This window comes from Massilia polaris, from assembly GCF_012927275.1.
GTDB classification, from domain to species: Bacteria; Pseudomonadota; Gammaproteobacteria; order Burkholderiales; family Burkholderiaceae_D; genus Telluria_A; species Telluria_A polaris.
Genome location: NZ_JABBGG010000001.1, coordinates 78,306 through 95,042 on the forward strand (window position 1 = coordinate 78,306; position 16,737 = coordinate 95,042).

The 16,737-nt window shown below is 63.8% G+C and carries 17 protein-coding genes and 1 tRNA gene; 11 read left to right on the forward strand and 7 right to left on the reverse strand.

Features of this window, described 5'->3' with window-relative positions; translation table 11 throughout:
* Positions 1-40: 40 nt before the first annotated feature.
* Both HHL21_RS00345 and HHL21_RS00350 read right to left on the reverse strand, forming a co-directional pair.
* Positions 41-1,255 carry an EAL domain-containing response regulator gene (locus HHL21_RS00345; RefSeq protein WP_169463299.1) on the reverse strand — a complete coding sequence of 405 codons (1,215 nt, stop codon included), beginning with the start codon at positions 1,253-1,255 and terminating at the stop codon, positions 41-43.
* Complete coding sequence (locus HHL21_RS00350) at positions 1,252-3,888, reverse strand: PAS domain S-box protein (RefSeq protein ID WP_169463300.1); 2,637 nt, start codon at positions 3,886-3,888, stop codon at positions 1,252-1,254. Before HHL21_RS00350 ends, HHL21_RS00345 begins: the two co-directional genes overlap by 4 nt.
* Before the next feature lie 158 nt (positions 3,889-4,046).
* Between HHL21_RS00350 and HHL21_RS00355 the strand changes: the two genes are divergently transcribed.
* Positions 4,047-4,122: transfer RNA gene (locus HHL21_RS00355), tRNA-Asn, on the forward strand.
* A gap of 76 nt (positions 4,123-4,198) precedes the next feature.
* Here the strand turns inward: HHL21_RS00355 and HHL21_RS00360 are convergent.
* On the reverse strand, positions 4,199-4,711 hold the full coding sequence (locus HHL21_RS00360) for a hemerythrin domain-containing protein (RefSeq protein ID WP_229495735.1): 513 nt from the start codon (positions 4,709-4,711) through the stop codon (positions 4,199-4,201).
* Positions 4,712-4,991: 280 nt separating this feature from the next.
* Between HHL21_RS00360 and HHL21_RS00365 the strand changes: the two genes are divergently transcribed.
* Positions 4,992-5,861, forward strand: a complete 870-nt coding sequence (locus HHL21_RS00365) for a hypothetical protein (protein WP_169463301.1) — start codon at positions 4,992-4,994, stop codon at positions 5,859-5,861.
* Between the two features lie 3 nt (positions 5,862-5,864).
* The gene (locus HHL21_RS00370; RefSeq protein WP_169463302.1) at positions 5,865-6,779 is read left to right on the forward strand and encodes a pyridoxal-phosphate dependent enzyme; all 915 of its coding nucleotides are present in this window, start codon (positions 5,865-5,867) and stop codon (positions 6,777-6,779) included.
* Between the two features lie 73 nt (positions 6,780-6,852).
* Here HHL21_RS00370 and HHL21_RS00375 read toward each other — a convergent pair whose 3' ends face one another.
* Positions 6,853-8,019 carry an alpha/beta hydrolase family protein gene (locus tag HHL21_RS00375; protein WP_229495751.1) on the reverse strand — a complete coding sequence of 389 codons (1,167 nt, stop codon included), beginning with the start codon at positions 8,017-8,019 and terminating at the stop codon, positions 6,853-6,855.
* A gap of 204 nt (positions 8,020-8,223) precedes the next feature.
* On the opposite strand from HHL21_RS00375, the gene HHL21_RS00380 reads away from it, so the two are divergent.
* From HHL21_RS00380 to HHL21_RS00390, 3 genes are read left to right on the forward strand one after another with little or no spacing between them, the layout of a single operon-like run.
* Positions 8,224-8,925 (forward strand): NADPH-dependent FMN reductase, encoded by a 702-nt coding sequence (locus HHL21_RS00380; RefSeq protein ID WP_229495753.1) that lies wholly within the window; start codon positions 8,224-8,226, stop codon positions 8,923-8,925.
* 57 nt (positions 8,926-8,982) lie between these two features.
* Positions 8,983-9,609, forward strand: coding sequence for a tRNA-uridine aminocarboxypropyltransferase (locus tag HHL21_RS00385; protein ID WP_169463304.1), 627 nt, complete (start codon positions 8,983-8,985; stop codon positions 9,607-9,609).
* Positions 9,610-9,666: 57 nt separating this feature from the next.
* Positions 9,667-10,833 (forward strand): PA0069 family radical SAM protein, encoded by a 1,167-nt coding sequence (locus HHL21_RS00390; RefSeq protein WP_229495767.1) that lies wholly within the window; start codon positions 9,667-9,669, stop codon positions 10,831-10,833.
* A 52-nt stretch (positions 10,834-10,885) separates the two neighbouring features.
* Here HHL21_RS00390 and HHL21_RS00395 read toward each other — a convergent pair whose 3' ends face one another.
* Both HHL21_RS00395 and HHL21_RS00400 read right to left on the reverse strand, forming a co-directional pair.
* Positions 10,886-11,449: a gamma-glutamylcyclotransferase gene (locus tag HHL21_RS00395; RefSeq protein ID WP_169463305.1), complete on the reverse strand. Its 564-nt coding sequence runs from the start codon at positions 11,447-11,449 to the stop codon at positions 10,886-10,888.
* A 43-nt stretch (positions 11,450-11,492) separates the two neighbouring features.
* Complete coding sequence (locus tag HHL21_RS00400) at positions 11,493-12,416, reverse strand: LysR family transcriptional regulator (RefSeq protein WP_169463306.1); 924 nt, start codon at positions 12,414-12,416, stop codon at positions 11,493-11,495.
* Positions 12,417-12,502: 86 nt separating this feature from the next.
* Between HHL21_RS00400 and HHL21_RS00405 the strand changes: the two genes are divergently transcribed.
* The 4 genes from HHL21_RS00405 to HHL21_RS00420 all read left to right on the forward strand — a co-directional run bounded on the left by HHL21_RS00405 (position 12,503) and on the right by HHL21_RS00420 (position 15,276).
* Positions 12,503-13,045 (forward strand): VOC family protein, encoded by a 543-nt coding sequence (locus tag HHL21_RS00405; protein WP_169463307.1) that lies wholly within the window; start codon positions 12,503-12,505, stop codon positions 13,043-13,045.
* An 8-nt stretch (positions 13,046-13,053) separates the two neighbouring features.
* Positions 13,054-14,079 (forward strand): fumarylacetoacetate hydrolase family protein, encoded by a 1,026-nt coding sequence (locus HHL21_RS00410; protein WP_169463308.1) that lies wholly within the window; start codon positions 13,054-13,056, stop codon positions 14,077-14,079.
* On the forward strand, positions 14,076-14,723 hold the full coding sequence (maiA, locus tag HHL21_RS00415; RefSeq protein ID WP_169463309.1) for a maleylacetoacetate isomerase: 648 nt from the start codon (positions 14,076-14,078) through the stop codon (positions 14,721-14,723). The genes HHL21_RS00410 and maiA overlap by 4 nt, the downstream gene beginning before the upstream one ends.
* A 115-nt stretch (positions 14,724-14,838) precedes the next feature.
* On the forward strand, positions 14,839-15,276 hold the full coding sequence (locus tag HHL21_RS00420; protein ID WP_169463310.1) for a universal stress protein: 438 nt from the start codon (positions 14,839-14,841) through the stop codon (positions 15,274-15,276).
* Between the two features lie 55 nt (positions 15,277-15,331).
* Here HHL21_RS00420 and HHL21_RS00425 read toward each other — a convergent pair whose 3' ends face one another.
* Positions 15,332-15,775: a CBS domain-containing protein gene (locus HHL21_RS00425; protein ID WP_169463311.1), complete on the reverse strand. Its 444-nt coding sequence runs from the start codon at positions 15,773-15,775 to the stop codon at positions 15,332-15,334.
* 162 nt (positions 15,776-15,937) lie between these two features.
* Here HHL21_RS00425 and HHL21_RS00430 point away from each other — a divergent pair, with 162 nt between their 5' ends.
* Positions 15,938-16,723, forward strand: a complete 786-nt coding sequence (locus HHL21_RS00430; RefSeq protein ID WP_169463312.1) for a uracil-DNA glycosylase family protein — start codon at positions 15,938-15,940, stop codon at positions 16,721-16,723.
* The last annotated feature ends 14 nt before the right edge of the window (positions 16,724-16,737 follow it).

Sequence of the window (16,737 nt, forward strand, 5' to 3'; positions counted from 1 at the left end):
AAAAACGTGGCCCTTTTTGCATTGTGCGCGCAGCGTTTGTTTAGTTGCCGCCGACCTTTTCCAGGTGCTTGTCCATCCAGTTCGCCAGAAGCATCGGCGTGAGCGGACGCGAGAACAGGTAGCCCTGCGCCAGGTCGCAGCCGATTTCCTGCAGGTAGGTGTGGGTGGCGCTGTCCTCGACGCCTTCGGCGGTGGTCTTCATGCCCAGGCTGCGGCCAAGATCGGTAATGCAGCGGATCACCGCGCGCGATTCCTGCGACGTCGCGGCGCTGGCCACGAACGAGCGGTCGATCTTGAGTTCCGAAAACGGCAGCCGCACCAGTTGCAGCATCGACGAATAGCCGGTGCCGAAGTCGTCCAGCGACAGCATGAAGCCGTGCACGCGCAAGCGCGTGAGCAGGGTCAGCGCGGCAACCGGCTCGTCCATGGCGGCAGTTTCGGTCAGTTCGAAAATCAGCTTCGAAGGGCTGACGCCGCTTCGCTCGCACAGGGCGACGATGGTGTCGATTAATTCCGGACGGCCGAGGCTGCGCGCCGAAATGTTGATCGACAGGGTCAGCTCGCCCAGTTCCTCATAGTCGGACGACCATTTGGCAAACCAGGGCAGGGCGTCGTTGAGCACGGCGAGCGTGATGCCATCGATCAGCCCGGCTCCCTCGGCAAGCGGGATGAAGCGGTCGGGCGTGACCAGTCCGTGGTCAGGATGCTGCCAGCGCACCAGCGCTTCCAAGCCGCTGACGCGGCCGGTGGAGCAGTGGATTTTCGGCTGGTAGACGACAAACAGGTTTTTCTGCGCCAGCGCCACTTCCAGGTCGGCCGCGGCGGGCATGAACACCGGCGATGGCGACGGCCCTCGGGCGTCCGCAGCTTTGGCGGGTGCGCCGCCGGCGTCGAACAGCAGCGCGCGCAATTCATTCAGCCGGAACGGCTTGGGCAGCATGCCGCAGACGTCGAGCCCGAGCTCCTTGGCTGACAGCACGGCCGCCTCCAGCACGCGTGCGCCGACGCCGCTGCTGATGATGATCCGGGCCGGGCAGCCGCGGCTGGCCAGCTCGCTCAGCACCTGCAAGCCGTCCATCTGCGGCATTTGCAAGTCGACAAACAAATGGCTTGGGTTCCACGACCGTGCGAGGTCGAGGAATTCGTGGGCGTCGGTGCAGACACGGCTTTGCGCGCCGCCCGATCCGGCGATCAGCGCGACGGTCCGCGCAATCGATTCGTCATCGTCAAGAATAAGCAGGCGGCACCCGGTCATTGCGTTTCCATGTTACCGGCGACGGCCGCGGCGCCCAGGGCGGCGGACACCTTTTGCGCCAGCTCGGCGCGGCGGTAAGGTTTGCTGAGCAGCATGACGCCGGGGGCGAGGCGGCCATGATGAATAATCGCGTCCTGGGTGTAACCCGAGGTGTACAGGATCGGCAGTGCAGGTCGGAAGGCCTGGGCGGCGTCGGCCAGCTGGCGCCCGCTCATGCCGCCGGGCATAACTACATCGGTGAACAGCAGCTCGATGTCGGCGCGCCCGTGCAGCAGTTCGAGCGCGTCGGCGCCGCTGGCGGCCTCGATCACGCGGTAGCCGAGCTCTTCGAGCTGGCCACGGGCGAAGGTGCGCACCATGGCATCGTCCTCGGCCAGCAGGATCAGTTGCTTGTTGCCGACCTGGACGCGTTCCGGCGTACCAGCCGGCGTCGCGGGCAACTCCGCGTTGACCAGCCGGGGCAGGTAGATTTTGACCGTGGTGCCGTGTCCGAGTTCGCTGTAGATCGCGATATGGCCTTTCGATTGCATCACGAAACCATACACCATCGCGAGGCCGAGCCCGGTTCCCTTGCCGATCGGTTTGGTGGTGAAGAAGGGTTCGAACACCCGCGCCAGCTGATCCGGCGCGATGCCGCTGCCGCCGTCCGATACCGCCAGCATCACGTACTCGCCTGGCGCGACCCCGCTGTGGCTGGCGGCGTAGGCCTCGTCCAGGCGCGCGTTGGCCGTTTCGATGGTCAGGCGGCCGCCGTCGGGCATCGCATCCCTGGCGTTGATGGCGAGGTTGAGCAGGGCGCTTTCCAGCTGCCCGGGATCGACCAGGGTCAGCCACAGGCCGGCCGCGCGCACCATGCCGATGTCGATGTGGCCGCCCAGCGTGTGGCGCAGCAGCTGGTCGGTGTTGCTGACGAGGGCGTTGAGGTCGGACGGGACCGGCTCCAGCGCCTGCTTGCGGGCGAAGGCGAGCAGGCGCTGGGTCATCGCCGCGCCCCGTTGGGCGGCGCCGAAAATCATTTCCGCGAGCACGCGCTCGGTCGCGCCAGGTGCGGCTTGCTCGACCAGCATTTCCGCATTGCCGAGGATGACGGTCAGCAGGTTGTTGAAGTCGTGCGCCACGCCGCCGGTCAGCCGCCCGAGCGATTCCAGCTTTTGCACCTGGATCATCTGCTCGGCCAGCATGCGCTGCCGGGTAATATCACGGAAGTAAATGGTCAGGCCGTCCGGCGCCGGATAGGCATTGATCTCGAAGTGTTTCTGCAAGGGCGCGAAATACGCCTCGAACCTGACCGCGACCTGTTGTTCGACACAGCGGGTGTATTCCTTTTCGAGGGTCGAGCCGACCGCTTCAGGGAATTTCGTCCAGATTGATTCGCCGAGCAGCTCTTCGCGCCTGATGTGGAGCATGGCCTCGCCGTGACGGTTGATGAAGACGGCCCGCCACTGGCTGTCGAGAATAAGAATGGCGTCGCCAACGCTTTCCATGGTCGCCGTCAGGCGCTCCGCCAGCGAGGTGGCTTCGTACTGCAGGCACATCTGGTCGTCGATGTCGACCAGAGTTCCGTACCATTTGTCCAGCCCCGCCACTGGGTCGGCTACGTAGGCCGCGCGGGCCAGGTGCCAGCGGTAGGCGCCGTCGTGGCGGCGCAGCCGGAATTGCGTTTCGTATGACTCATGGTTCTGCACGGCGCGAATCCAGGCCTCGCCGGCACTGGCACGGTCGTCCTGATGGACGATGCCAAGCCAGCCCTTGCTGGCCAGGTCCGGGCTGGCCATGCCGGAATAGTCGAGCAGCAGCTGGTTGGCGTAGTCGATGACGCCATCCTGGCTGGCGGTCCAGACCGCCATTGGCATCGACTCGGCCAGGCTGTGCCATGAGGCCACGCTCTGGCGCAGCTGCGTTTCGATGGACTTGCTGTCGTCGATATCCTGGAACGCGCCCTGGACCGCAATGATTTCCCCGCGATCGTTGCGGACGGCGCGGCCGACCCCGCGTACCCAGCGCCGCTCGCCCTGGCGCGTGATGATCTTCATGTCCTCGGCGAAAGGCGTGCCGTGTTCGCCGCAGGCGGCAAGGCGCTGCCTGACCAGGTCCTGGTACTCAGGCGGGTAATAGTCGATTCCTTCCTCGACGGTCGGCGCGTACCCCGGCGGCTGGCCATGGATGCGCGCCACTTCGCTGGACCAGTGGACCCGGCCGTCGTTCAGGTCGACCCGCCATCCGCCCAACTTGCCCAGGGTGCTTGCCATGTCGAGCATCTGCTTTGCCGCCGCAAACCGGTCGACCAGCCGGATCACGAACAGCGCGATGCAGGCGCAGACGACGATCGCAAGCAGCGCCAGGGCGCGATGGGCAGCGATATAAATGTCCGGCGTTCCGGGCAGGGCGGGGGGAGGCAGAAGGGTGCCAGCCAGGGTCAGCACCATGCTGGCGAGAGCGACTGCCGCCACCGCGACGCGCTTGCGGGTCAGCGTGGCCATCAGGACCGCAGGAGCGTAGCCGAGGCAGACGGCAAAGCCGAGCGGGGTGTTCAGGTCAACGAGGAAGGCAAACAGCAGCAAAGCCCACGGCCCGTATGTTCCGGCGCTGCGGGTAAGCTTGGATGACAAGATGCGCCGGATGGCGTCGTCCATTGTTTTCACTTTGCTATGACTGCGCCGATCCGGCGCGTTTCGATGCAGCAAGATTATACGATGCAAGAATCGTCCGCGGCCCGCCGTTGCCGGGTTCGGATAATTTGATGATTTCCTCTCGCCAATTTTGTTTTGGCCAGCTATAATGCGGCCTCTTTTCCCTGATAGCTCAGTTGGTAGAGCGACGGACTGTTAATCCGCAGGTCCCTGGTTCGAGTCCAGGTCGGGGAGCCAGAATTCAGCAGTATGTAAAGAGCCCAGCCTTCACAGGTTGGGCTTTTTGCGTTTGGCTGACGGGGGGGCGTGAAGCTTAATCCATGCGCTGCGGAATATCGATCTCGTCCTTGCGCGCCTGGATTTGCTCGCCCAGTGCGACCAGGTCCAGGCCAGCCTTGCGCGCTTTCGGGAACATCTGGCCTTCTTCTTCCTCAACGTGGTGCTCGATCTGTTCGGACAGCACTTTTACTTTCGCGTCGAACAGCTCTTCGGTCGAGTCCATCGACATGATCTGTGCGATCAGGTCTTTGGCGGCGGCGTGTTCGACAGTCGCCTCGTCGACCAGGTCTTCGTTTTCCTTGCTTGCTTCACGCACGGCAGGGTAGAAAATTTCCTCTTCCGCGGTGGCGTGCTTGGTCAACTCGGTGCAGATCTGCATCGCCAGCTTCTGCTTGGTCGCATGGGCGCGGTCGCCGAGGCCTTCATATTGCTCAAACATCGCCTTGACCTTCGCGTGGTCTTCCGTCAAGAGAGCGATCGCGTCCATCTCGGTGGCGCCTGGAATCGGTTTGCTGCCTGCTTTGCGTGGGGTCGGGTTTGTGCGCATGATTACTCCTGAAAATTTGCCAAAATGATGTTTCGAACGACGACTTTGGCCCTGGCATCCCACCCCGTCTGTGCGTCATTCAACACGGCGCGGTTGATGCCTGCGGAGCGATGCGCACGCTACACGCAAGACTTATCGGTCCTGATGCACGATGGCGCCGCGCGCGAAAGCCCTGGCCTTGGGGCGATCACCTGGTCGGATGGCCCGAATTCTGGTTGCCAAATTGCTATTGGCAAGGCACAGTCGTGTTTCTGCCCATAACTATTCACAGGTTTTGCCCATGTCAAGCAAGCTCCGCCTCGTCCTGAAAGTGGCCGCAACGCTCACCGTCGTCGGGCTGGGCTACCTCATCAGGGGGCATTCCGGCTCGGAAGAACACATCGGATGGGCCATCGCCGGGTGGGCACTGACCGCATACGTGGTGATCCGCATCGCACTGGCGCTGAGGCGCGGCCGCGCGGCGTTGAAGGCGCAGGGCGATGCGCGGGTGTCGATCAAGAGTATCGAGAGGGCGACCATGTCGGCGATGCCCGTGTGGATGCAGGGCTGGTCGCGCACCGAGATCAAAATCTATGGCGGGTTCTGGCGCGCGCTGCGTGGCGTCCCCCTCGCGCGCGGCCCGCGCTTCAGCGTGTGCGATGGCGCGCGCAGCGGGTGGCTTTCGGCGGCCGCCGCGCTGGCGGTGGCGTCGCTGGCCGCCCTCGGTCTTGTGCTGCTGACCGGATGGAGCACTTCGCTCAAGTCGCTGCTGATCGGCGTTGCCTGCATCGCCGGACCGGCGCTGTACCTGCTGGTGATGCTGGCTGGCGAGCGCCGCCTGCTGAACGAGGCCGGACACGCCGTGACCGATGATGTTCTCGCACTCGCAGTCGGCGTACGCTTTACCGCCGATATCGCGCTTGCCGACGTGGTGTCGTGCGTGCCGCTGACTGCCGCCGACCTGGTGGTCGAGGATGCCTGCGTGGTGTCGCCGTTCGAGAGACCCAATGTGCTGCTCACGCTGCGCGGTGACGCCGTGGTCGGGGCCGAGCGTTTCGGGTATGCTTTCAAGCCCGGCACGCCAATGCTGGCGCTGTACGTCGACGAGCCCGCGCGCTTCGCCGGCGCGGTCGGCGCCGCCGTTGAACGCCAGCTTCCAAGGTACGCCTGAACCATGCCGCTTCACCTGCAAACACCCTTGTTCGAATCGGGCGCGATGTCCGCCCGCGATGGCCAGTCGGTCTGGCTGAAAATGGAAGCCATGCAGCCGCCCGGCTCATTCAAGATCCGCGGTATCGGCTTCGCATGCGAAGAGTACGTGCGGCGCGGCGCCACGCGGTTCATCTCGTCGTCCGGCGGTAACGCCGGCATCGCGGCCGCGTATGCGGGGCGCAGGCTTGGCGTGCCCGTAGTTGTCGTCGTCCCCGAGACCACGACCGAACGGGCCAGGGAGTTGATCGCCCGCGAGAACGCGCAAGTGATCGTGCACGGCGCATCGTTCCAGGAAGCGAACGCGCTGGCGCAGTCGATGGTGACCGGCGCCGATGCGTTCATCCACCCGTTCGACGATCCGCTGCTGTGGCAGGGCCACGCCAGCATGATCGACGAAGTGGCCGCTGCGGGCGTGAAGCCCGATGCCGTGGTTCTGTCGGTCGGTGGCGGCGGGCTGCTGTGCGGCGTGGTTGAGGGCTTGCGGCGCAATGGCTGGAACGATGTTCCGGTGGTGGCGGTGGAGACGGTCGGCGCCGATTCGTTCGCGCAGTCGATCGCGGCGGGCGAGCGGATCGAGCTGCCGGGTATTTCGAGCATTGCGACTTCGCTGGGCGCTCGCAAGGTTGCGGAGCAGGCCTTCGCCTATGCGCGGGAGCATCCGGTGCGCAGCATCGTTGTGTCGGATGCGGACGCGGTGCGGGCGTGCCTGCGGTTCATCGATGATCACCGCGTTGTGGTGGAGCCGGCGTGCGGCGCATCGCTGGCCGTGGCGTACGATGCGGCGGGCTCGCTCGCGCAGTACAAGAATGTGCTGGCGATCGTGTGCGGCGGCGTGACCGCCACGGTTGGCCAATTGCAGAAGTGGGCCGGGAATTAAACCGACGGATGCGTCGTGAGGCCGTATGGCGGATAAGTGCGCTCCCAAGGGACCGCGCATCCGCCGAATTGGGTCAACGCGGCGCGTCTGCCTCGGCCTCGCTGATACCCGCGCCGCCGGTAGCGGTTGACGCCAGCTGTCCCTCATCGGCATCGACAACCGGCATGCGCGGCCCCTGCCACACCACGTAATCGTCCACCGAATACAGCTTGCAATCCTGTCCGCTGCTCTTGGCGCAGGTGGCAAGCGCGCGCTTCTCCGGCGCCTCACCTTCCTCGGCCCAGCACCACGCGCCGTTCGACGACACCGCAAACGCGCGCGGCGTCATCTTGCTTAAGTATTCGCGATACGCCGCGCGTCCCGCTTCGCCCAGGTAAGGCACCGCGTCGATGTCGTCGACCGTCGCGTAGTCAGTCTTCGGCACTGCTGGCGCATCGGCGATGCTGAACACTTCCTCGGTCGGCATGCCGATCTGCTGCAGGAAGCGTTCGGTATCCGGCCACCACACTTTTTCGCCGTCGCGGCTTGCGATCATCCCGTGCGCGTCGCGCTTGAACGGGCCGAAGGCGATCAGGCGCGCCTGGCCGCCCGAACGCACGAACGCATCATGCATGCGCGCCGCCAGGTTTGGCCCGAACAGCGAGTCGTTAAAACCGTACATCCACAAGCTGGCGATCTTGTTGTTCGCGCCGTAGTTGGCGAACGCATTGACCAGCTCCGCGCGCCAGTCGCAGCCGGCGCCATCGTCGCGCAGGCCGCCGGCGATGTTAATCAGGCCGCGCACGCCTTCAATCACCTCGGTCCCCATTGCCACCGTCGCCAGCCCGCCGTAGGACTGGCCAGCCACGACGATACGGTGGTCGTCGATCCACTTCTGCTTGCGCGCATATGCGATGGTCGACTTGATGTCGTGGGCCTGGCCGTAGCCGTTGGCGCGCATGTCGCAGCCGTGGTCGACGTAGGCGCCGATGGAATTGGAGAAGCCGCGCCGCATCGGCACCATCACCGCGTAGCCGCGCTTGACGAACGCGGTCGCCATGAAGATGAAGCGGTCGCGCGCCTGGCCGCGTGGATCGCCCGGTTCCTTGCCGTGATTGATGATCAGCAGCGGGAACGGGCCATCGCCGTTTGGGCGGAACACGGTGGTCTGGAGCCGCGCCTCGCCCTGCGGGCCGGCGGGCACCATGATGACTTGTTCGTTGAGGCGGTAATCGAGCGGGAGCTCTTGCTCGATTGCCAATAGGGGCGTCAGCGCGAGGCACGTGACGGTGGCAGTAGCAAGCCTGCGCGCGGCAGTACGAAAACGAAGCGTGGCGGTAACGATTTCAGGCTCCCGGTGCATTGGATTGCCAATTGGAATGTAATGATTCTAGGCATGTGAATTTCTGGGAGCAATGGACGATTGATAATTTTGAGCAAGGATTTCCACTATTTTTCGAAATGATTGCGCTTTGTTGCGCGGCTTGCAGTGCTTGTTTTGCAAAGCTGTCCACGAGGCAACGCGGCGCGCCTCGAAGCGTGTTTCGTCTACACTTTTCAAACGATTAACGTTGCTGAAGGGATGGGGATCATGATCAGGATTGGGGTGATTGTCGGAAGCACACGGCCCGGCCGGAAAGCGCTGGATGTCGCGAAGTGGGTGATGGACATTGCCAAACTGCGTAACGATGCCGTCTACGAACTGATCGACATCCAGGATTTCAACCTGCCCCTGCTCGACGAACCGGTGCCGCCGTCGATGGGCCAGTATTCGAAACCGCACACCATGGCGTGGGCGGCGAAGATCGGCTCGTACGACGGGTTTGTGTTCGTCACGCCGGAGTACAACCACGGGATTTCCGGTGCGCTCAAGAATGCGATCGACTTCCTGTTCGCCGAATGGAACAACAAGGCGGCGGGATTTGTCGGCTACGGCAGCGCCGGCGGTGCGCGGGCGGTGGAAAGCCTGCGTCTTGTCATGGGCGAGATAAAGATTGCCGACGTGCGCTCGCAGGTAATGTTGTCGCTGTTTTCCGACTTCGAAAACTTTACAACGTTCAAGCCTGGCGAGCACCATGAGAAGTCGGTCGCGGCGATGCTGGATGAAGTCGTCTCGTGGAGCGGCGCAATGAAGACGGTGAGGGACCGCCAGAAAGCCGGGGCATAAGGCGCTTGCTATAATCGGGCGACCTTCCACGCCGGCAAATTTTGCCGGCTCCACACCATGCCCGATATCGCCCCGACCAAACGCCTGATGTGCGCAGCCTGTCTGCGCCCCAGCAAAACCTGCATCTGCCACTTCGCCGCGCCGGTTGCCGGCGGCGTCGACGTGCTTATCCTCCAGCACCCGCTTGAGGTGGCGAACGCGAAGGGCAGTGCGCGCTTGTTGCACCTGAGCCTGCCGGGCAGCGCGCTTGTCGTGGGTGAGGTGTTCGACGAGGCAGCGCTGCACGCGCTCTTATATGGTGGCGGCAGGCAGCCTGTTTTGCTGTATCCGGACATGCCGGGCGAACGCTCGCTTGGCCTGGCGCCGCCGCCTTCGTTCGACACGGTCGGCCAGCGCGATCGGTCGGCGCTGCGGCTGGTGGTGCTCGACGGCACCTGGCGAAAAAGCCGCAAGATGTTGTACCTGAACCGCTTGCTCCAGGAACTGCCGCGCCTGCCGCTCACGCAGGTTCCCCCGTCGCTTTACCGGATCCGCAAGGCCCATGCGCCCGACCAGCTGTCGACACTGGAAGCGGCGGCCTACGCGCTGATGCAGCTGGAGGGCAGCCTCGAGAAATTCCAGCCGATCCTCGACGGTTTCGACGCCTTTGTGGGCCAATACGCCACAGTCGCCGCGCGCGCTTGAAATCGCGATTGGGTAGGCGTAGAATACTGGATGAATGTACAGTATTGAGGCGCTTCCATGGCCGGTCCCGACGAAAATTGCGAAGAGCACGTGATGCTTCCTCCGCGTCCGCTTGCGGCGCGCAAGGGACGCGGCGCTGTATCGAATATCCAGGGCCGGTACGAAGTCAATGGCCGCGAGTCGTTCGACGACGGCTGGACGCATGACGAGGATGGCGACGAGCCCGCGCCGTTCAAGACGCACGTCACCGACGAGTTCGCAAAGACCATCCTCAGCCGCAATGCTTCGCCAGACATTCCCTTCAACGTTTCGCTGAACCCGTATCGCGGTTGCGAGCACGGCTGCATCTACTGTTTCGCGCGTCCAACGCATAGTTACCTCGGGCTGTCGCCGGGCCTCGATTTCGAAAGCCGCATTTTCGCCAAGGTCAACGCGCCGGACTTGCTGCGGCGAGAACTTTCCCGGCCATCGTATGTGCCCGAGTCGATCGCGATCGGCGTCAACACCGACGCCTACCAGCCCTGCGAGCGCGAGTTCAACATTACGCGGCGCGTGCTTGAGGTGTTGAACGAGTGCGAGCATCCGGCCGCACTGATCACCAAGAATTCGCTGATCGAACGCGACATCGACCTGCTCGCGCCGATGGCCGAGCGCAAGCAGGCGATTGCCGCGATCACCCTGACCACGCTCGATCCGGAAATATCGCGCACGCTTGAACCACGGGCGGCAGCGCCCGCGCGCCGCTTGCGGACGATCCGCACATTGACTGAGGCGGGCATACCGGTGCGGGTCAGCGTGGCGCCGGTGATCCCGTTCGTCACCGAGCCGGAGCTGGAGCGCGTGCTGGAAGCAGCGCGTGAGGCAGGCGCCTTGAGTGCGCATTACGTGGTGCTGCGCTTGCCGTGGGAAGTCAACCCGCTGTTCCAGGAATGGTTGCAGGCGCACTTTCCGGACCGCGCCCGGCGCGTCATGAACCGGGTCCGCGAAATGCGCGGGGGCAAAGACTACGACAGCGACTTTAGCTTGCGCATGCACGGGGAGGGCGTATGGGCCGACCTGATCCGGCAGCGATTCGAAAAGGCGGTGAAGCGGCTGGGCATGAATATGACGAGCGGGCGCTTTGCCGAGCTGGATACGTCGCGGTTCCGCCGTCCGCTGGTGGTGCCGACGACTGCCGGTAAGCGAAGCGGAAACGCGGCGGGGCAGCTCGATTTGTTTTCGTAGAGGGCTGTGAATCCGTCGATACAGTCAAGTCCCGGGCTCACAAATAGCGGTTTCAGTCCAGCTGCGCCAGATGCTGCTCAATTTCAAACACGTGCGGATCGTCCAGCCCCATTTCACGCAGCGCATGCGCGAGATCCACCAGATAATCCCGATTCGCTCCACTCGGCCCGCGCGATGATGCGATCTGGCGTGCGATATCCAATTCCGGCGCTTCGCCAAGGAAGGCCGCATTGTCTTCTGTCGCGATGTAGACCAGTCCTTCCTCGCTGCCGCCTGCTTCAAAATGGATGTCGATGGCCAGCCGCAGGTAGCCGTTCTTTTCGCGATGGTCGAGGTGCGCAAACACCTCGGGCGTGATCAGGTACGCCATGCCGGCGCAGCGCGCGCCTTCCTGCGGCACCAGCGTCGCGACGCGCCCCGGCGCAGTCTCGGTACCACGGTGGTCGTGCGAACCCTGCCAGAAGCGCCGCGTCCAGTTGTCGATATGGGCCGGACGCCGCTCGATGAACGGAAAATCCGCCTTGAAGATCAGCGAGCCGTAACCGAACAGCCACACGCGGTGGTGGCCGTCGAACTTGTCCATGCGCTGGTTGATGGCGATGGTGTTGTGTGACATGGTGCTTACCCTGTTTGAACCAGCGTCCATTATAACGAGCGCTTCAGCCGACGTTTGGCGTCGGCATATTCCAGTCATGCGCTTCGACAAAGCGCAGCAGGAAGGCGATGAAGCTTTCGGCGGCCGGCGAGGGCGAACGGTTTTCTCGCGTGTAGACGAAAAAGCGCCGCGTCAGTTCCGGCTCGTGCAACTGGCGCATGTGCAGCTTGTGGAGCTTCACCAGCGGTTCGGCATACGGAAGGCAGACCGTGACGCCCAGACCTGCGGCGACCATCGCCAGCGCTGTCGTCATGAAAGTGACTTCGTTGGCGGGATTGAGCGGGACGTCGCGCAGGGAGCTGTGCATGTCGCTGAGCAGGCGCTCGGTGAACTGGCCCTGGAGCGATATTAAGGGATAGTCGGCCAGGTCCTGCCAGGTCACGCGCTCGCGCTGCTCGAGCGGATGCGCTTGCGGGAACACCAGCACGAACGGCATCTCGAACAGGACCTTCGCGTCGATCTGCGCAGCCGGATCGCGCTCGGGCCCGATGCCGATATCGACCTCGCCGCTGGCCACGCGCGCATTCACATTCTCCACCGCGCAGTCGACCAGCTTGACCTGGATGTCGGGATACGCTTCGCGGTAGGCGGCGATCACTTCCGGCAGCAGCGTGCAGGCCATCAGTTGCGGCGCGGCGATGCGCACCATGCCCTTTTTTAGCTTGGTATGATTGGCTACGTCGTGCAACGCGCCGTCAAGGTCGTCGATCATCTTCGAGAACAGCGGGTAAAGCTCGCGTCCGATGTCGGTCAGGGCGATCTTGCGGGTGCTGCGGTCGACCAGGCGCACGCCAAGGGTCTGCTCCAGTTCCTTGATCAGCCCGGACAGTGCTGCCTGCGTCACGTGCATGTACTCGGCCGCAAGCGTGAAACTGCCCGCGCGGGCCAAAAAGATGAACGCGCGCATCTGGCGCAGGGTCGGATTCATAAGATGTGCTGATAAATGGCGAGATAAATATTGTTTGTATGATAGTTCGTTTTGTCCTTTAATAGCGGATTGGAATGGAGACCACCATGCAGATCAAACGAATTCACCACGTGGCGTACCGCTGCAAGGATGCCAAGCAGACCGTCGAGTGGTACGGCAAGTACCTCAACATGGACTTCCAGCTGGCGATCGCGGAGGACAACGTACCGTCGACCGGCGCGCCCGACCCATACATGCACATCTTCCTCGACGCCGGCATGGGCAATGTGCTGGCGTTCTTCGAGCTGCCGACGCAAGCGCCGATGGGACGCGACCAGAACACCCCGGCCTGGGTCCAGCACCTGGCGCTGGAAGTCGCTTCGATGGACGAGATGCTGGCGACCAAAGAGCGCCTGCAAGCCGATGGCATCGACGTGATCGGCCCGACCGACCACACCATCTTCAAGTCGATCTACTTCTTCGATCCGAACGGCCACCGCCTCGAACTGTCGGTCAACACCGGCACGCCCGAGATGATGAAGAAGCTCGACGACGTCAAGTGGGACATGCTGAACGAGTGGGCCGAGACGCGCAAGGCGCCGAAACACGCGGCCTGGATGCACACTTCCGCCGACGCGAAAAAATACTGAGGACAGCAATGAAACTCGCTACTTTAAAAGCCGGTGGCCGCGACGGTTCGCTGATCGTAGTCAGCCGCGACCTGCGCCATTGCCAAAAGGTCCCGAAGATCGCCGCGACCTTGCAGTTCGCGCTGGATAACTGGGGCCTGGTCGTCGAGCGCCTCGAGACGGTCTACAAAAGCCTGAACGACGACAGCTCCTGGGATATGCAGCCGTTCGACGAAACGCTGTGCCACTCGCCGCTGCCGCGCGCCTACCAGTGGGCCGACGGCTCCGCCTACATCAATCACGTCGAGCTGGTACGCAAGGCGCGCAACGCCGAGGTGCCGGCCTCGTTCTACACCGATCCGCTGATGTACCAGGGCGGCTCCGACTCCTTCATCGGCCCGCACGACCCGATCTTCGCGCTGTCCGAAGAGTGGGGCATCGACCTCGAAGCCGAAGTGGCTGTCGTCACCGGCGAAGTGGCCATGGGCGCCAGCGTCCACGAATGCGCGAAGGCGATCCGCCTGGTCATGCTGGTGAACGACGTCTCGCTGCGCAACCTGATCCCGAACGAACTCGCCAAGGGCTTCGGCTTCTTCCAGTCGAAAGCGGCCAGCGCGTTTTCGCCAGTGTGCGTGACGCCGGACGAACTGGGCGACGCATGGCAGGACTCCAAGCTGCGCCTGCCGATCAATGTCCAGCTGAACGGCCGCCCGTTCGGCAAGCCCAACGCGGGCGACGACATGACCTTCAACTTCGCCCAGCTGGTCGCGCACGCCGCAGCCACGCGCGAACTCGCCGGCGGCACCATCATCGGTTCGGGCACGGTGTCGAACAAGCAGGGCAGCCTGCACGGGTCGAGCATCGAGAACGGCGGGGTTGGCTACTGCTGCCTGGCCGAAGTGCGCATGTACGAAACGATCGAACAGGGCGCGCCGAAGACGCCGTACCTGAAGTTCGGCGATACGGTCCGCATCGAGATGTTCGACCAGCAGGGCGCCAGCATCTTCGGCGCGATCGACCAGACGGTCGCGCACTACGAGGGCCGCCAGCGATGAAACTGTATACCTACTTCCGCAGCTCCGCCGCCTATCGCGTCCGCATCGCGCTGAACCTCAAGGGCCTCGCGTACGAAGCGGTGCCGGTGCACCTGCTGCGCAGCGGCGGCGAACAGCTGCAGCCGGCCTACCGCGCGGTCAATCCTGCCGCGATGATTCCGTCGCTGGAGATCGATGACGGCGCCACGCTGACGCAATCGATGGCGATCATCGAATACCTCGACGAGACCCATCCGGCGGTCCCATTGATGCCGGCCGATCCGCTTGGCCGTGCGCGCGTGCGCGCGCTGGCGCTGACGGTGGCGTGCGACATCCACCCGCTCGGCAACCTGCGCGTGCTGAAGTACCTGGTGCACGAGTTGACGGTGGACGACGAGGCCAAGGCCGCCTGGTCGCGCCACTGGATCAGCGAAGGCTTCACGGCGCTGGAGGCCATGCTGGCCGGATCGCCCGCGACCGGACGCTTCTGCCATGGCGACACGCCAACCTTGGCGGACTGCTGCCTGGTGCCGCAGGTATTCAACGCGCTGCGCTTCGAGGTCGACATGACGCGCTTCCCGACCATCGCCCGCATCCACGCAGCATGCGGCGAACGCGCCGGATTCGCCGCAGCCCATCCGTCGAAGCAGCCGGACGCCGAATAAGCGGCGGCCAACGTGTCGATTCGGCGCCCCGGTTCGATTTGATGTGTGTCAGTTGCGTTCACCCCCTCAAAGGAACACACTAAGTTATTCGCATCGATAACGACGAGGAGGGGTTATGTTCAAGCACATCCTGCTGCCCACCGATGGGTCGGACAGTTCAGACGTGGCAATCCAGTCCGCCGTACAGCTGGCTCGGGAAACGGGGGCGACAATCACCGGCCTGCACGTGGTGCCGCCATTCCATACTTTTACCTACCGTGCCGACATGCTCGAAGACACCGAGGAACAGTACGATAAGGAAAGTGAGGTGCAGGCGCGCAAGGTATTAATGAAGATCGAACAGCAGGCGCAGGCAGGCGGCGTGCCGTTCGACACGGTGGTGATTCGTTCCGACGATGTGTACGATGCGATCATTGCGACAGCCAATCACCGGCATTGCGACCTGATCGCGATGGCATCGCATGGACGGCGCGGGATGCGCGGCTTATTGCTGGGGAGCGTTACGCAGAAGGTGTTGACGCACAGCGAGTTGCCGGTGCTGGTGTACCGTTAATTCAAAGCGGCGGATGTGCGCTCCCAAGGGGCCGCGCCTCCGCCGAACCTACGGCTTAGTTCAACGTCGCGCGGCTGCCTTCGGACGGCGCCGAGATTTCTTCCAGCGCCTCATCGGTCGGACCGGCATGGCGCGTGGCGAAGTCGCCCAGCGAGACGATGCCCACCAGCGTGTGCGACGCCTGGTCGACCACGGGTACGCGGCGGATTTGCGAGTCGCCCATCTCCTTCAGCACTTCGTCAACCGACTGCGACTCATGGCAGGTACGCACCTGCGTGCTCATCACGTCGCCGACACGCGTGGATTCCGGCGCCTGGCCGGCAGCGGTGGAGCGGATCGTGATATCGCGGTCGGTGATCATGCCGACCAGTTTCGGGCCGTCGCACACTGGCAGCGAGCCGACGTTCAGCTCATCCATCAATTGCGCTGCGCGGCGCACGCTTTCTTCCGGCGAGATACTGCGTACTTCGCGGGTCATTACTTCAGAAATTATTTGCATCTGAACCTCCGTAACGAACGTTAGACATGCGAACCGGCGATATCCGGTCCTCCGTATGGTGTTGTCATAATGCCTTGAAATTCAAAACACCGACGCTTGCTTGAAATCGCCTCGTTTCAAGGCCACGCGATACAATTCCGGCTTTCCAAAGCCATACCGCCGATGCCTGAATATCCAGTCCCCCAAGCGCTGCTCGACGCCTTGTCGCTCGCCGACCCGTCGTGGCGGCCCCACCTGGTCAGCGGGCTGGAGGCCGTCGCGCGCGCCAACCCGGCCTACCTGCCGGCCCTGGCCGCGGACCACTACCTGCCGACCGGGCAGCGGATCTTTGCCGCCTTCGCCCAGCCGCTGGCCGGGGTGCGCTACGTGCTGGTGGGCGAGGGGCCGTATCCGCGCGCCGAGAGCGCGACCGGGGTCTGCTTCATGGACGGCGCGGTCGGCAGCCTGTGGTGCGCGACCGGATTGTCCAAGCCGGTGAACAAGGCCACGTCGCTGCGCAATTTCATGAAGATGCTGCTGGTGGCCGATGGCCAGCTCGACGGCGCCAGCGCCGGCGGCACGGCGATGCAGCCGGTTGCCGAGCGTGCGCTGGCAGGCGCGTCCATCGGCACGCTCGCGGAGTTGCAGGGCAACCTGGGCCGCCATGGCTTCCTGCTGCTGAATGCGGCGCTGGTGTTCCGCCCGCACGTCAAACCCGTGCTTGAGGCGCGCGCATGGCTGCCTTTCCTGCAGACAGTGCTGGCCGCGCTGGCCGACAACGCGCGGCCCCTGCCGACGCTCGTATTGTGGGGAAAGATCGCCGAGCAACTGAAGCAGCTACCGGAAACCGCGCGGTTCCCGCAGGTGTGCTCCGAGCATCCCTACAACCTGTCCTTCATCAATCATGCGGGGATGCAAGAGCTGTTCGGACCGATGCGGCTGCTGCAGGCGGGCAAGCCGCCTGCGTAGCAAGGCTCAGTTCT

Coding starts and splice junctions, on each gene's coding strand:
- HHL21_RS00360 (WP_229495735.1), bottom strand. CDS start 4,711: ATGCGCACAAACCCGACCCCACGCAAAGCAGGCAGCAAACCGATTCCA.
- HHL21_RS00365 (WP_169463301.1), top strand. CDS start 4,992: ATGTCAAGCAAGCTCCGCCTCGTCCTGAAAGTGGCCGCAACGCTCACC.
- HHL21_RS00350 (WP_169463300.1), bottom strand. CDS start 3,888: ATGGACGACGCCATCCGGCGCATCTTGTCATCCAAGCTTACCCGCAGC.
- HHL21_RS00405 (WP_169463307.1), top strand. CDS start 12,503: ATGCAGATCAAACGAATTCACCACGTGGCGTACCGCTGCAAGGATGCC.
- HHL21_RS00400 (WP_169463306.1), bottom strand. CDS start 12,416: ATGAATCCGACCCTGCGCCAGATGCGCGCGTTCATCTTTTTGGCCCGC.
- HHL21_RS00410 (WP_169463308.1), top strand. CDS start 13,054: ATGAAACTCGCTACTTTAAAAGCCGGTGGCCGCGACGGTTCGCTGATC.
- HHL21_RS00395 (WP_169463305.1), bottom strand. CDS start 11,449: ATGTCACACAACACCATCGCCATCAACCAGCGCATGGACAAGTTCGAC.
- HHL21_RS00420 (WP_169463310.1), top strand. CDS start 14,839: ATGTTCAAGCACATCCTGCTGCCCACCGATGGGTCGGACAGTTCAGAC.
- maiA (WP_169463309.1), top strand. CDS start 14,076: ATGAAACTGTATACCTACTTCCGCAGCTCCGCCGCCTATCGCGTCCGC.
- HHL21_RS00390 (WP_229495767.1), top strand. CDS start 9,667: ATGGCCGGTCCCGACGAAAATTGCGAAGAGCACGTGATGCTTCCTCCG.
- HHL21_RS00430 (WP_169463312.1), top strand. CDS start 15,938: ATGCCTGAATATCCAGTCCCCCAAGCGCTGCTCGACGCCTTGTCGCTC.
- HHL21_RS00370 (WP_169463302.1), top strand. CDS start 5,865: ATGCCGCTTCACCTGCAAACACCCTTGTTCGAATCGGGCGCGATGTCC.
- HHL21_RS00385 (WP_169463304.1), top strand. CDS start 8,983: ATGCCCGATATCGCCCCGACCAAACGCCTGATGTGCGCAGCCTGTCTG.
- HHL21_RS00425 (WP_169463311.1), bottom strand. CDS start 15,775: ATGCAAATAATTTCTGAAGTAATGACCCGCGAAGTACGCAGTATCTCG.
- HHL21_RS00345 (WP_169463299.1), bottom strand. CDS start 1,255: ATGACCGGGTGCCGCCTGCTTATTCTTGACGATGACGAATCGATTGCG.